The sequence below is a fragment of the Chlorobium ferrooxidans DSM 13031 genome (assembly GCF_000168715.1).
GTDB lineage: Bacteria > Bacteroidota > Chlorobiia > Chlorobiales > Chlorobiaceae > Chlorobium > Chlorobium ferrooxidans.
Genome location: NZ_AASE01000018.1, coordinates 1 through 13,588, shown reverse-complemented (window position 1 = coordinate 13,588; position 13,588 = coordinate 1). Strand labels below are relative to the sequence as shown.

Sequence of the window (13,588 nt, the reverse complement as noted above, 5' to 3'; positions counted from 1 at the left end):
ATCAGCTTTGTGCCATTAAATTTTCCTGTCGGGCATAAGCGAAAATTCCGCCGGCCTCTATGATGCTGAATACATCACCCAGAGCACTGAGTTTGTAGGTGACCTGGCGGCTCAGGTTTTCGATGGTGTTGGCCTTTACATCGATTTTCAGCTCATCACCGGTTTTGATAACCTGGTTGAGCTCTTCGGCTGTCTCATAGGGGATAACAAAGCCGCCGTCTACACAGTTGCGATAAAAAATCCGCGCGTACGATTCCGCGATAATGGCTTTCGCGCCGGCAACTTTCAGGGCGAACGGAGCGTGCTCCCTTGATGAGCCACAGCCGAAATTCGGGCCTGCAATGATGATGGTGTAGTCGGAGCTGAACTCTCCTTCACGGATGAAGGGGATGTTCCCTTCCGGCAGTCCACCCTGTTCGGGAGGAACACCTGAAAGGGCATATTTGCCGTAGAGCTTTACCTCTTCCGGATCGGAGAGGCTGTAGACAAGATGTTCGGCCGGAATAATCTGGTCGGTATCAATATTTTTGCCCAGTACATAGGCTTTGCCCTGAATGATGGTCTCCATAGTGGTAGTTGTTTCCTTACAAGTTCATAGTTGCCTGTTCCGCCGCTCAGAGAAAATCTCTCGGATCGGTGAGTTTGCCCGTAACTGCTGATGCTGCCGCTGTGAGCGGGGAAGCAAGGTAGACTCCTGCATGTTTGCTGCCCATGCGTCCGGGGAAGTTGCGGTTGGTGGTTGAAACCACAAGGTCGTTATCTACCGAACGTCCGACCGTATCGGAAGGTCCGCCAAGGCACGCAGCGCATGAAGGCAGGGCGATGCTGCATCCGGCATCCTCAAAAATCTGCTTCAGGGTCACTCCCTCAAAGCGTTCGGTTTCAAGCGCTCTGGCAACAAGAACCGTAGCAGGTACAATGTTGGTGGTTACCGAAACCTTTTTTCCCTTCAGGATCTTTGCCGCCATCACAAAGTCGGTCAGTTTTCCGCCAGTGCACGATCCGATATAGGACTTGGTTATTTTCGTGCCCTGGACGCTTCTGACGGTAGCCCGGTTATCAGGGCTGTGCGGCTGTGCCACAACCGGCTCCAGTTCGCGGACATTGTAGTGATACCTGCTGTGATATTTTGCATCCGGATCGCTCCGGAAGATTTCGTAGGGCTTCTGGCTTCTTGCCCTGACATAGCTTTCGGCGACACTGTCGGCAGCGATAATGCCGTTCATCCCTCCGGCTTCAATTGCCATATTGGTGAGGGTCATTCTCTCCTCCATAGGAAGCGAAAAAATTGCCTCACCGTCGAACTCCATTGCCTTGTAGGTAGCTCCATCGGTAGTGATATCGCCGAGAATCTGGAGAATCAAATCCTTTGCCGTGAGATATTCGGGCATAACGCCATCGAAGGTGAACTTGATCGATTCAGGGACTTTTTCCCAGAGCTTGCCGGTGCCGAGAATGAATGCGGCATCAGTGTTGCCGATACCGGTACCGAACATGCCGAATGCGCCTGACGTACAGGTGTGCGAATCGGTTCCGAAGAGCACGGTGCCGGGAATATTGAATCCCTCTTCGGCCAGGGCAACATGGCAGACGCCCTTGTAGCGATCGGAGCCGACATCATAGTAGTGGGGAAGATGCTGTTCGGCGGCAAACTGGCGCAACAGATCAATATTGCGGTGTGCATGCTCGTTGGCTGTGAAAATATAGTGGTCGGGCAGCACGACAACTTTTTGCGGATCCCACACTTTGGCGTCCGGTCCGAACTCCTGCTTGAAAATATCAAAAGTCGGAGGGCCGCAGACATCATGGGTAAGCAGGATGTCGACATTCAGCCATACGCTCTCTCCCGCATCGACAAATTTGCGGTTGGCTGCCCTCGAAAGGATCTTCTGGGTTATGGTTTGTTGCATGGTTTCTTAAACCCCGTTATCTATGGTTTCTGTAGAGTTGTTTTCAAAATGATGCTGGCGCAGGCCGAGAGCCTGGAGATAGGCTTTGGCACTTGCCTCAATAATATCGGTCGAAACCCCTCTTCCGTTAAAGGATACATTGCGGTCCCTGATGCGTACCAGTGCCTCTCCGAGAGCCTGGCGGCCGGCAGTGGTTGAACGGACCGAGTAGGAGGTGACCATCGATTCAATGCCCAGTGCCCGCTCAATGGCCCTGAAACAGGCATCGACAGGGCCGTCCCCGGTAGCTGACTCTTCAAACACCTGTTCATTGTGTTTTATTCGCACGGTTGCCGTCGGAATCGAAGCGGTACCGCTGTTGATATGCAAATAGTCCAGTTCAAAAGCGCTTCCGGGTCTGGTCAGTTCGTCACCCATCAGCACCCTGAGATCGTCATCGTAGACCTCTTTCTTTTTGTCGGCTATATCGACAAACCGCCGGTATACCGCTTCAAGTTCAGCATCCTGCAGTTTGTAACCGAGAGCAAGAAGACGGGACTGCAATCCGTGCTTTCCGGAGTGACGGCCCAGCACAATACTTGTACGGGGTACGCCAACTGATTCGGGCGTCATCACCTCATAGGTCTCACGGTTTTTAAGCATGCCGTCCTGATGAATGCCCGACTCGTGAGAGAATGCGTTGTCGCCGACAATTGCCTTGTTTGGCTGGATAATGATGCCGGTAAAGGTCGAGACCATGCGGCTGGTGTTGTAAAGCTCTTCAGTGACGACACCGGTACAGAAGTTATGCAGGTCACTGCGCACTTTCAGCGCCATGACAATCTCCTCAAGCGATGCATTTCCTGCACGCTCTCCGATGCCGTTCATGGAACACTCCACCTGGCGGGCTCCGTGCTGGAGAGCGCTGAGGGTGTTGGCTACGGCAAGACCAAGGTCGTTATGGCAGTGGACACTGATGACGGCATTGGCGATGTTTGGTACACTGTTCCGGAGACGCTCGATTTTCTCTCCGAACTCCGAGGGCCAGGTGTAGCCGGTCGTATCGGGAATGTTGACCGTAGTCGCACCGGCCGTTATAACTGCCTCTATAATCTCTGCCAGGTAACCGGGATCGGTGCGTCCCGCATCTTCAGCGGAAAATTCAATATCGTTTGTAAAGGTTTTTGCAAAGGCAACAGCATCAGCCGCCATTCTGAGAATGGTTTTGCGCTTCTCCTGCAGGGTAAGACCGTAGCGTTCGCTGCCGAATTTCCCGGAAATATGGATATCGGAGGTGCCGATAAAGGTATGGATGCGGGGCTTTCGCGCCTGCTGCAGGGCCTTCCATGCAGCAGTTATGTCGCCTTCAACTGCTCTTGCAAGGGCCGCCACAATTGCTCCCGACTCTGCTCCGACACGCTGTACTGCTTCAAGCTGCAGGGGAGAGGAGGCCGGAAAGCCGGCCTCTATGACGTCGACGCCAAGCTTTTCAAGCTGCCGGGCAATCTCCACCTTCTCCTGCACATTGAGCGATGCGCCGGGTGATTGCTCCCCGTCGCGCAGTGTTGTGTCAAATACCAGAATCTTCTCTTTCACCGAATTCTCTCCGCCTACAGGTTGTTCAGGCGCCAAGATGGCGGACAATTGCCTCTGTCATCTCTGTTGTCGAAACTGTTTTCTCCCCCGGTGCGGCAATATCAGCCGTCCGCAGTCCCGCTGCAAGAGTTGCCTCAATAGCCGCTTCAATCTCGCGGGCAATTGCCGGTTTGTTCAGCGAGTGTTCAAACATCATCGCAACGGAAGCAATGGTAGCAATCGGGTTGGCAATATTACGGCCGGCAATATCGGGTGCGCTGCCGTGAATAGGCTCGTAGAGGGCATAGGTTGTGCCGATACTTGCCGAAGGGAGCATGCCGAGGCTACCGGTGATCATACCAGCGATATCGCTCAGAATGTCACCAAAGAGGTTGCTTGTTACAATAACATCAAACTGTTTCGGGTTACGAACAATCTGCATGGCTGCATTATCGACATACATATCGCTCAGCTCCACATCAGCGTACTCCCTGTGGATTTCATGCACGACATTTCTCCAGAACTGGGAGACTTCAAGCACATTGGCCTTGTCGATGGAGATCACCTTCCCCTTGCGTTTCCTGGCGGCTTCAAAAGAGAGTCGGGCAATACGTTCGACTTCATAGCGCTCATAGACCATGGTGTTCCAGCCCCGGTTCTCATCGAATCCGCGAGGCTGACCGAAATAGATACCGCCGGTAAGCTCTCTGAAGACAAGAAAATCTGTGCCCTGAACCACTTCAGCCTTGAGCGATGATGCGTCAATAAGTGCATCGTAGACTTTTGCCGGTCTGAGATTGGCAAAGAGCTCAAGCTCCTTGCGGATTTTAAGCAGTGCAGCTTCCGGTTTGTGCTCGTGCGGCAGCTTCTCCCATTTCGGGCCACCGACAGCGCCGAGCAGCACGGCATCACATTTTTTACAAGCCTCAAGCGTGGCACTCGTGAGCATCTCGCCATGCAGGTCATAGGAGGCTCCGCCGAATGGATGCTCTTCTATCACTACGTCAAAGCCATGTTTTTTCGAGAGCTGCTTCAATACAGAAACAGCTCCGGCAACTACCTCCGGGCCTATACCATCTCCCGGTATGGATACGATCTTGTACATTCTTCTTTCGAGTTCTGTTATTTTTTTATCAGCCAGCTCATCATGTCGCGCAGTTTGGCACCGACCTTCTCAATCGAATGGCCGCTGTTTTCCGCTCTGAGCTTGTTGAGATTTTTGTAGCCGCCGTTGCACTCGTCAATAAACTCCTTGGCGAAACGGCCGTCCTGCACCTCCTCAAGAATCTTTTTCATCTCGGCCTTGACCGCAGGGGTGATAAGGCGGGGTCCGCGGGTCATGCCGCCGTACTCGGCTGTATCGCTTACGGAGTAGTTCATTCTCGACAGGCCACCTTCATAATAGAGATCCACAATCAGTTTCAGCTCGTGCATGCACTCAAAGTAGGCAAGCTCTTCAGGGTATCCGGCTTCAACAAGGGTTTCAAATCCGGCCTTTATCAGTTCGGCTGAACCGCCGCAGAGTACTGCCTGTTCACCGAAAAGATCGGTCTCGGTTTCATTTTTGATGGAGGTTTCAATGACGCCTGCTTTCGTGCCGCCAAGAGCTTTTGCCCATGCAAGTGCCTGCTGTTTGGCCTCACCGGTATAGTCCTGATGAACGGCGATAAGACAGGGAACACCGTTACCCTGGGTAAAGGTCCGGCGAACAAGATGGCCCGGGCTTTTCGGCGCAATCATGATGACGTTGATGGTCTCTGCCGGAACAATCTGTTTGTAGTGAATATTGAAGCCATGAGCAAAAGCAAGGGTGTTGCCCGGAACAAGGTTTGGCAGAATCTCACTTTCATAGATCGCCTTCTGGGTCTGGTCGGGAAGCAGGACCATGACAATGTCAGCCCATTTAACCGCTTCAGCCACGGTATTGACCTGTAGGCCGGCTTCGCGTGCTTTGGCCGCCGAAGAGCTGTCGCTGCGAAGACCGACGCAGACGTTCAGTCCGCTCTCCTTGAGGTTCAGGGCATGAGCATGGCCCTGGCTGCCGTAACCGAGAATTGCAATATTTTTTCCCTGCAGATAACCGAGATCGGCATCCTGGTCATAATAAACGTTCATCTCTGAAATAGTTTTGATTGATAATTACAGTAAAAATGGTTTCACTCTCCCCGCTGGATCGCAACAGCCCCGGAACGGGCAAGTTCCCTGATGCCGTACGGCCTGAAGATATCAATAGTTGTGTTGATCTTGTCGGGAGTGCCGATGACCTCAATAGTAATTGATTTTTGTTTTATATCCACGACTTTTCCCTTAAAAACATTGATCAGCTCAAAAATCTCATGCTGCACGCTTTTGCTGAGTTTCAGGGTCATCAGAAGCAGCTCCCGTTCAACATGAGGCTGCTTTGTCAGATCGGTAACCTTGATCGTATCAATCAGCCGGTTGAGTTGTTTTACTACCTGGCTGATGATCTGGTCGTCACCCCTTGTCACAATGGTCATGCGTGAGATTTCGCTGTCTTCGGTCTCTCCGATGGATATACTTTCGAGGTTGAAGCCGCGTGCGCTGAACATGGCGGCAACCCTGTTGAGGGTGCCGAACTTGTTTTCAACCAGTACAGAAATAAGATGTTTCATAGTCCGATTCAAACCATTGTTTTTGGATTTAACCTTGCCAGGAGCATATCTGAAATGGAGCCTCCTGCCGGAACCATAGGGAAGACCATATCTTTTTTGACAACCCTGAACTCAACAAGTACCGGCCCTTCGTTCCATGCAAGGGCTTCAGTGACTGCGGCTTTGGCGGCAGCAGGGGTTTCGGCAAGGAGAGCCTTGCAACCGAATGCCTCTGCAACCTTTACAAAGTCCGGGTTGCTGTCGCCAAGATCGGTAAAAGAGTATTTCTCCTTATGAAAAAGCTCCTGCCACTGTCGTACCATTCCGAGATAGCTGTTGTTGATCAGGAAAATTTTGACCGGAATTTTATGGTGAACGGCGGTAACAAGCTCCTGCACATTCATCATGAATCCTCCGTCTCCGCAGAAGAGCACAACGGGCCGGTCCTTGATGCCGAAAGCTGCACCGATGGCCGCCGGCAGGCCGTAACCCATCGTGCCGAGTCCTCCGCTGGTGATGATGGATCGCGGATTGATGAATTTGAAATACTGCGATGTCCACATCTGATGCTGGCCGACATCGGTAACAACAACCGCATTGCCGGCGGTCTGTTTTGAGACCTCTTCAATAACAAACTCGGTTCTGAGTGTCTTCTCATCGTAACTGTAGCTCAACGGGCAGCTCTCCCTCCATGAGTTGATCTGCTCAAGCCAGGGTTCGCGGTTCGCCGACTTCTCCGGCATAACCTCACGCAGTGAAGCGAGAAAGTGTCTGGCATCGCCGACAATCGGCAGATCAACCTTGACATTTTTATCGACATTGGTAGGATCAATGTCATTGTGAATCTTGTAAGCCTGGGGCGCGAACGTCTCGATTTTTCCGGTTACCCGGTCATCAAAGCGGGCACCGACGGCAATCAGAAGATCGCAGTTGTTGACAGCCTGATTGGCCCAGTAGGTTCCGTGCATGCCGAGCATCCCCATGCTGAGGGGATGGTTTGCAGGGAATGCGCCCAGTCCCTGAAGGGTCATGGTGACCGGTATGTTCTGTTCTATAGCAAAAGCCCGAAGCTCTTCCGATGCCTCTGCGCTGATCACTCCGCCACCGATATAGAGCAGAGGACGCTTTGCCTGCGCGATTTTCTGGGCAGCTTTCTCGACCTGGTTCAAGTGACAGATGAGTGTTGGCTTGAAGCCCCGGATATCAACGGTCTCAGGCCAGTGGAACGGGCATGAGGCATTCAGTACATCTTTCGGCATATCGATAAGAACCGGACCCGGTCTGCCGGTAGTGGCAAGGAAAAACGCCTTGCGGATGGTCAGAGCAAGCTCCCTGACATCCTTTACAAGGAAGTTGTGTTTCGTTATCGAACGGGTAATGCCGACAATGTCGGCCTCCTGAAAGGCATCGTTACCGATCAGTGAGCTTGGGACCTGCCCGGTAAAGACCACCATCGGAGATGAGTCCATATAGGCATTGGCAATACCGGTAACGGTGTTTGTTGCGCCGGGCCCGGAGGTGACAAGTACAACACCCGGTTTGCCGGTAGCACGGGCATAACCCTCAGCCATGTGGGTAGCACCCTGTTCATGGCGGACAAGGATGTGCTCTATATCTTTAACGTCATGAAGCGTTTCATAGACTTTCAGCAGCGATCCGCCTGGATATCCGAAAATATATTCAACGTGTTCGCGCCGCAGACATTCAAAAAATATCTCTGAACCATTAAGTGTTTGGTCTGAAGAGTGCATAGCTCGATTATTTTGATTCACAAGGTTCACAGGATCCCGGGTTTTTCAGTATGGCGCCTGTATTGGCTGATGTGACCATCTGGGAGTAGCGCGCCAGATACCCTTTTTTTATTTTCGGTTCAAACGGCTTCAGTTTTGCCAGCCGTTCTTTGATAACGTCATCGGTCAGCTCCATCGAGATGGTTCTTTCCGCAATATCGATGGTGATCAGGTCACCGTTTTCCAGCGCGGCAATAGGCCCTTTTTCTGCTGCTTCAGGCGATACGTGACCGATGCAGGCTCCCCGTGATCCACCGGAGAATCGCCCATCGGTAATGAGTGCCACCGACTCTCCGAGTCCGCGTCCCATGATGGCGCTGGTGGGGGAGAGCATCTCCGGCATTCCAGGGCCTCCTTTCGGCCCCTCATAGCGGATAACAACGACATCGCCCGGTTTGATATCGTCCCCCATAATACCTTTGATCGCATCATCCTGAGAGTCATAGACCTTTGCCGGACCGGTATGTTTCAGCATGGACGGGCTCACCGCTCCGGTTTTCACTACAGCACCCTGCGGGGCAAGATTTCCGTATAGTACTGCCAGGCCGCCGGTTGCGGAGTAGGGATCCTGAACACTTCTTATGACGGTTCTGTCCTTTACTTCCGAATGAGCAATATTCTCTCCAAGAGTTTTTCCTGTTACCGTCAACGCCGAGAGGTCAAGAAGCCCATCAATCCGGCTGAGCTCATGCAGGATTGCCGATACACCACCGGCCCGGTCTACATCCTCGATATGGACCTCCATGGTGGCAGGGCTGACTTTGCAGATATAGGGTGTTTTTGCCGAAAGAGCGTTCAGCTCCGAAAAGTCAAAATCAAGCTCTGCTTCATTGGCAATGGCCAGGGTGTGCAGAATGGTGTTGGTGCTCCCTCCCATTGCAAAATCAAGGGCAAATGCGTTTAAAAGCGCACTTCTTGTAAGAATATCCCTCGGTCTGATATTGCGGTTTACCAGATCAATGATGCGGCGTGAGGCCTCTTTAACCAGCTCATTTCGCCGTGGATCAACGGCCAGAATCGTTCCGTTTCCCGGCAGGGCAAAACCGAGAGCCTCACTCAGGCAGTTCATTGAGTTTGCCGTGAACATTCCGGAGCAGGATCCGCATCCGGGGCACGCGCTATCCTCTATGGTCTCCAGTTCACCTTCACTGATTTTACCGCTGCTGAACTGGCCGACAGCTTCAAAAACCGAAATCAGGTCAACCGTTTTACCGGCAGGTGTATGGCCTGCTTTCATGGGCCCGCCGGAAACAAAGATAACGGGAATGTTGATGCGCAGAGCGGCCATCATCATGCCGGGGGTGATCTTGTCGCAGTTCGGAATGCAGACAAGCCCGTCAAGACGGTGGGCTTCGGCAACAGTCTCGACACTGTCGGCAATGAGTTCACGGCTTGCAAGCGAGTAGCGCATACCGATATGGCCCATGGCGATACCGTCACATACACCGATGGTATTGAACTCAAAAGGGACTCCGCCGGCTTTTCGCACCTCTTCCTTTGCAATTCTGCCCAGCTCCTGCAGGTGTGCATGACCGGGAATCAGTTCATTAAAGGAGTTACAGATCCCTATAAATGGTTTTTTAAAGTCACTGTTGGATGTTATTGAGCCTGTGGCTTTCAGCAGGCTGCGGTGCGGTGCTTTTTCAAATCCGCTCTTTATCGTATCAGATCTCATGGCAGGGAAAGATTATTTTTTTCGCCAATTATAAAAAAATCTCCTGGACTGCCGTTCCCGAAGCCACTGAAAGTAAAAGGTCTGAAAAGAGAGTGATGGACTTGGGACCGGTTGCTTGTTTAGAGCACAACAGTGCTCACCTGCGGAATCACCACAGTGTACACTATTTCGATCCTGGAATTGAAGGAGTTCAGCAAAATCGCGACCATACTACCGCCAACAGCATTATTTCCGGAGGCCGGTTTTTCGTATCCGTTGCTTGTGCGGAATAGATGTCGATTACATGCGGACATTGATGGGTACAGGTTTCTTCGAAAGAAAACGAAAACTGGAGTTAATTTACGTTTAATGTTCTACTAATACAAACAATAAAAATATTAAACGAGAGTGAATATTTGCTGTTTAATCTATAGAGTTAAAATGATATTTTTTAAGCAGTCGCATTCTTTTTTCAGTGCTGATATTTGCGCAATAAACAACAAACAACAGAATCATGCTGAACCTTCAGTCTCCGTTGTCTCAGGACATCCCGGTCTTTTTTCTGACTCTTTGTCTTGTGCTCCTTTTTGTTCTTCTTGCGGAACTGCTTACAAGAAAATTCGGAATCTCTCCTCTGGTGGTCAGAAAAGTCATTCACCTCTCTATGGGTGTTGTGCTGTTTTTTATACCAACCTATTTTCAGTCAAACTTTTATCCCGTGCTTGCAGCTCTTTTGCTGCTGCTGCTTAATGCACTGAACATGCGATTTAGCTGGTTCCGGGCCTTGCTTGCCGAGAGCGGTGATCTTCAGCCGACCGCGACCGTTAAAAGCTATGGTTCGCTTCTTTTTCCTCTGGTCTTTCTTTTTCTTGCTCTTTTTCTCTGGGAATCGCATAAATGGATACTCCAGATCTCCGTGCTGGTCATGGGGGTGGGTGACTCGCTTGCGGCTCTTGTAGGGAGTTCCGTCGGCAAAAAACATATCGAGCATCTGACCAAAAACCCTAAAACAGTCGAGGGATCGCTCACGATGTTTTTCAGCAGCCTGCTCTTGCTCGGTACAACCATGATGCTTTTCCGTCATGAATTCAGCGGAGGCCTTGCGGGCACATCAACCATCTCTCTTTTTGCTCTTGTGCTGCTTCTTGCGCTTGTTGCCACGGCGGTTGAAGCGCTGCTCTCCTATGGTCTGGATAACTTTTTTATACCGGTTTCCATTGCCTATATCCTCTATGTGCTTGAGATGAATCATACTATTCTTCTTGAGAATTTTCTCCTCGGAGGATTTTTTGCCTTTCTCCTTGCGTTATTCTCGATCAAGGTTAAATTCCTCAATAACAGCGGAGCAACGGCCACATTTCTTCTGGGAACAACGATATTCGGCATAGGCGGGATGGCCTGGACTGTTCCTCTCCTGACCTTTTATCTTCTCTCATCGGTATTGTCCAAAGTTGGCAAGAAACGGAAGGCGAAATTTGATCTGGTCTTTGAAAAAGGTTCACAGCGTGATGCCGGCCAGGTGTACGCCAACGGGGGAATTGCCTGGATGATGATGGTGGTGTTTTCCCTGACCAACGATCCGGCAATCTTTTTTGCCTACCTTGGTACGCTTGCGGCCGTGCAGGCCGATACCTGGGCAACAGAGATAGGAACCATGTGGCCAAACCCGAAGGCGAGACTGATCACGACCTTCAGGGAGGTTCCCGTAGGTACTTCCGGCGGTGTTTCTGTTCCCGGTACATCAGGGGCATTTCTCGGTTCCCTTTTTATCTGTGCAAGTGCCATGATCGTCGATGTGCAGTGGCTGGCCGATTTTGGCGTTCTCCAGTCCTTTCTTCTCATCGGCTTTTCCGGACTTCTGGCAAGTCTTGTTGACAGCTTTTTCGGCGCAACAGTGCAGGCCCAGTATTTTGATCCGATCCGGGAAAAGGTTACAGAACGGACCCACAGCCTCGCTCCTGACGGGTTGATGGTTGAAAACCGGCTGCTCAAGGGCGTCCCTTTTGTCAATAATGATCTGGTCAACACACTCTGTGCGCTTTCCGGTTCAGCGCTGGCCTACATGGTGATTGAGAATATGAATTTGTTTTAATGAACCTTTAATTAGTTACCCTTCTGATGCTTGATTCTAAACTCGGGATTTTCGGACTGGTTTCGGATGCCGGACCTGTCGTCTTGTTTGTTCTTTTTGTACTCCTCTTTTTCTCTGTGGTATCCTGGGCAATCATTGCCTACAAGTTCGGTTATGTCCGTAAATCACTCGGCGAGTCGAAAGTGTTCCTTGACTTTTTTTTCGATGTCTATAATGTCGACAAGGCTTTCACCGAGAGTGAACAGTACCGGCATGGCTCCCTGCCCAGGGTGTTCCGTGCAGGCTATATCGAGTATCGGGCACTTGGAGAGAAAAGCGATATCCGGCAGGCGCGTGCCCGGATTGCAAGAGCAATCAAACGTGAGGCAAATCTGGAAGGCAAAAGACTTTCGTCACTCATCTCTTTTCTTGCAACTGTCGGTAATACCGCACCCTTCATCGGGCTTTTCGGCACCGTTTGGGGTATTATGACCTCTTTTCAGAATATAGGCCAGTCTCAGTCAGCCTCTCTTGCCATTGTCGCTCCGGGTATTTCTGAAGCCCTGATTGCAACTGCCGCCGGTCTTGCCGCAGCAATTCCGGCGGTTATCGGCTATAACTATTTTTCGCAGCAGATCGGTAGTATCGAACATGACCTCGAGGAGTTTTCTCCGGAATTTGCCGCTGCATTCCTTATTGAACCCTCTTCTCAGCAAGGGATATGATGACTTCCGGAAAAGGTCGTTTGATGAGCGACATCAATGTAACGCCATTTGTTGATGTCATGCTTGTGCTCCTTATCATTTTTATGGTAACGGCACCCATGATGACGCATGGAGTCAAGGTTGAGACCCCGCAAACAACCCACGAGAAGATGGACGTCTCGGAGAAAGCGCTGGTGATCAGCATTGACGGTTCAAGGCGGGTCTATATCAATGAATATCAGTTGAACGCCAGTGAAGTTCGCCAGAAACTGCCGACGATCCTTGATGTCAAGCGGACAGGGGAGGTCTACCTGAAAGCCGATAAATCGCTCCCCTACGGATTGGTCATGGATGTTATGGCCCAGATCAGGGATGCCGGAATTGAAAAGATCGGAATGGTGACGGAACCGGCGGCTGTTATCGGCAAAGAGGGGAGATAAGTGGGGAGTATGAAAACAGCTCAGAAGAGAGTTCCTGCTGAAAAAAAGTTTTTTTTCTGGCTTGCCGCTGCAGCAGCCATGCATCTCCTGCTCTTTATATTCGCGTTGTATCTCCAGATTCTGGATGCAGAGCGGCATGCCAAACCACCAAGGCTGGTAAGCGTCACGCTTGTGTCGCTCTCCGGTCCCGGAGGCCCTGCCGGTTTTTCAGAAGCACCGGGCGAGGGATCCTCACTTCCGGCAGCTCAAACTGTGTCAGAACCGCCTGCTCCGGTCGAACCAAAAGCCTCGCAGCCGGCCTCACAGCCCCCGCCGACCCCGGTACAACAAAAGGCAAAGACTATTTCCGATGTTGTAGCCAAGCCGGCCAGCAAGCAGGATGAGATCAACAAGGCCCTTGAGCGCCTCAAACAGGTCGTTGCCAAGAGTTCGCCCGCGCCGCCCAAACCATCTCCGGCAGGGAGTATGGGTAATCTGAACAAAGCGCTGGCGCAGCTTCAGCAGAGAGTGAATGCTGAAGGAAATCCGGGAGGACGGGGCGGCTCCGCAGGGGGTGGAAACGGGTCCGGCGGCAGCGGCAGAGGGGGCGGCCCCTACAAGGCAGTTATAGCGGACCGTATCCAGAAAAACTGGGAGTTCTCAAATAAGTTGCTGAAGAGCAACTATGGAATGGAGGTCTATGTTCATATACACATCCTTGCAGACGGAACGATCGATCAGATTGTTATCGACAGGAGGGCTCCAAGTGAGTACCTGAACAACTCGGTGAAACGGGCACTTGAGAAATCCTCCCCGCTTCCCGTTATTCCAAAAGAGGAGCGTACGCGTGAGCTTTGGGTCGGTTTTGTCTTTA

Annotated in this window: 12 protein-coding genes; 4 read left to right on the top strand and 8 right to left on the bottom strand. The window is 51.5% G+C overall.

The features are described from left to right. Position 1: 1 nt before the first annotated feature. From CFERDRAFT_RS08730 to ilvD, 8 genes are read right to left on the bottom strand one after another with little or no spacing between them, the layout of a single operon-like run. Positions 2 to 568 (bottom strand): LeuD/DmdB family oxidoreductase small subunit, encoded by a 567-nt coding sequence (locus CFERDRAFT_RS08730; protein ID WP_006366855.1) that lies wholly within the window; start codon positions 566 to 568, stop codon positions 2 to 4. Between the two features lie 46 nt (positions 569 to 614). Next, on the bottom strand, positions 615 to 1,910 hold the full coding sequence (locus CFERDRAFT_RS08725) for a 3-isopropylmalate dehydratase large subunit (protein WP_006366854.1): 1,296 nt from the start codon (positions 1,908 to 1,910) through the stop codon (positions 615 to 617). Positions 1,911 to 1,916: 6 nt separating this feature from the next. Beyond that, complete coding sequence (locus tag CFERDRAFT_RS08720; protein WP_006366853.1) at positions 1,917 to 3,485, bottom strand: 2-isopropylmalate synthase; 1,569 nt, start codon at positions 3,483 to 3,485, stop codon at positions 1,917 to 1,919. 25 nt (positions 3,486 to 3,510) lie between these two features. Next, positions 3,511 to 4,569, bottom strand: coding sequence for a 3-isopropylmalate dehydrogenase (leuB, locus tag CFERDRAFT_RS08715; protein ID WP_006366852.1), 1,059 nt, complete (start codon positions 4,567 to 4,569; stop codon positions 3,511 to 3,513). A 17-nt stretch (positions 4,570 to 4,586) separates the two neighbouring features. Further along, positions 4,587 to 5,579: a ketol-acid reductoisomerase gene (gene ilvC, locus CFERDRAFT_RS08710; RefSeq protein WP_006366851.1), complete on the bottom strand. Its 993-nt coding sequence runs from the start codon at positions 5,577 to 5,579 to the stop codon at positions 4,587 to 4,589. A 41-nt stretch (positions 5,580 to 5,620) separates the two neighbouring features. Further along, on the bottom strand, positions 5,621 to 6,097 hold the full coding sequence (gene ilvN / locus CFERDRAFT_RS08705) for an acetolactate synthase small subunit (RefSeq protein WP_006366850.1): 477 nt from the start codon (positions 6,095 to 6,097) through the stop codon (positions 5,621 to 5,623). 8 nt (positions 6,098 to 6,105) lie between these two features. After that, positions 6,106 to 7,827, bottom strand: a complete 1,722-nt coding sequence (gene ilvB, locus CFERDRAFT_RS08700; protein ID WP_006366849.1) for a biosynthetic-type acetolactate synthase large subunit — start codon at positions 7,825 to 7,827, stop codon at positions 6,106 to 6,108. 7 nt (positions 7,828 to 7,834) lie between these two features. Next, positions 7,835 to 9,541, bottom strand: a complete 1,707-nt coding sequence (gene ilvD / locus CFERDRAFT_RS08695; protein WP_006366848.1) for a dihydroxy-acid dehydratase — start codon at positions 9,539 to 9,541, stop codon at positions 7,835 to 7,837. Between the two features lie 493 nt (positions 9,542 to 10,034). Between ilvD and CFERDRAFT_RS08690 the strand changes: the two genes are divergently transcribed. From CFERDRAFT_RS08690 to CFERDRAFT_RS08675, 4 genes are all read left to right on the top strand, one after another. Beyond that, positions 10,035 to 11,612, top strand: a complete 1,578-nt coding sequence (locus CFERDRAFT_RS08690) for a DUF92 domain-containing protein (RefSeq protein WP_006366847.1) — start codon at positions 10,035 to 10,037, stop codon at positions 11,610 to 11,612. A 26-nt stretch (positions 11,613 to 11,638) separates the two neighbouring features. Continuing rightward, entirely contained in the window at positions 11,639 to 12,316 is a 678-nt protein-coding gene (tolQ, locus tag CFERDRAFT_RS08685; protein WP_006366846.1) for a protein TolQ, read from the top strand. Then, complete coding sequence (gene tolR, locus CFERDRAFT_RS08680; RefSeq protein WP_006366845.1) at positions 12,316 to 12,735, top strand: protein TolR; 420 nt, start codon at positions 12,316 to 12,318, stop codon at positions 12,733 to 12,735. The genes tolQ and tolR overlap by 1 nt, the downstream gene beginning before the upstream one ends. A gap of 9 nt (positions 12,736 to 12,744) precedes the next feature. Beyond that, on the top strand, positions 12,745 to 13,588 hold an 844-nt coding region (locus CFERDRAFT_RS08675; RefSeq protein WP_040433568.1), incomplete at its 3' end, for an energy transducer TonB.

What these genes read in the sequence shown, in the direction of transcription:
- CFERDRAFT_RS08690 (WP_006366847.1), top strand. Translation starts at nt 10,035, where the DNA reads ATGCTGAACCTTCAGTCTCCGTTGTCTCAGGACATCCCGGTCTTTTTT.
- tolR (WP_006366845.1), top strand. Translation starts at nt 12,316, where the DNA reads ATGACTTCCGGAAAAGGTCGTTTGATGAGCGACATCAATGTAACGCCA.
- leuB (WP_006366852.1), bottom strand. Translation starts at nt 4,569, where the DNA reads ATGTACAAGATCGTATCCATACCGGGAGATGGTATAGGCCCGGAGGTA.
- CFERDRAFT_RS08730 (WP_006366855.1), bottom strand. Translation starts at nt 568, where the DNA reads ATGGAGACCATCATTCAGGGCAAAGCCTATGTACTGGGCAAAAATATT.
- ilvB (WP_006366849.1), bottom strand. Translation starts at nt 7,827, where the DNA reads ATGCACTCTTCAGACCAAACACTTAATGGTTCAGAGATATTTTTTGAA.
- ilvD (WP_006366848.1), bottom strand. Translation starts at nt 9,541, where the DNA reads ATGAGATCTGATACGATAAAGAGCGGATTTGAAAAAGCACCGCACCGC.
- tolQ (WP_006366846.1), top strand. Translation starts at nt 11,639, where the DNA reads ATGCTTGATTCTAAACTCGGGATTTTCGGACTGGTTTCGGATGCCGGA.
- ilvC (WP_006366851.1), bottom strand. Translation starts at nt 5,579, where the DNA reads ATGAACGTTTATTATGACCAGGATGCCGATCTCGGTTATCTGCAGGGA.
- ilvN (WP_006366850.1), bottom strand. Translation starts at nt 6,097, where the DNA reads ATGAAACATCTTATTTCTGTACTGGTTGAAAACAAGTTCGGCACCCTC.
- CFERDRAFT_RS08725 (WP_006366854.1), bottom strand. Translation starts at nt 1,910, where the DNA reads ATGCAACAAACCATAACCCAGAAGATCCTTTCGAGGGCAGCCAACCGC.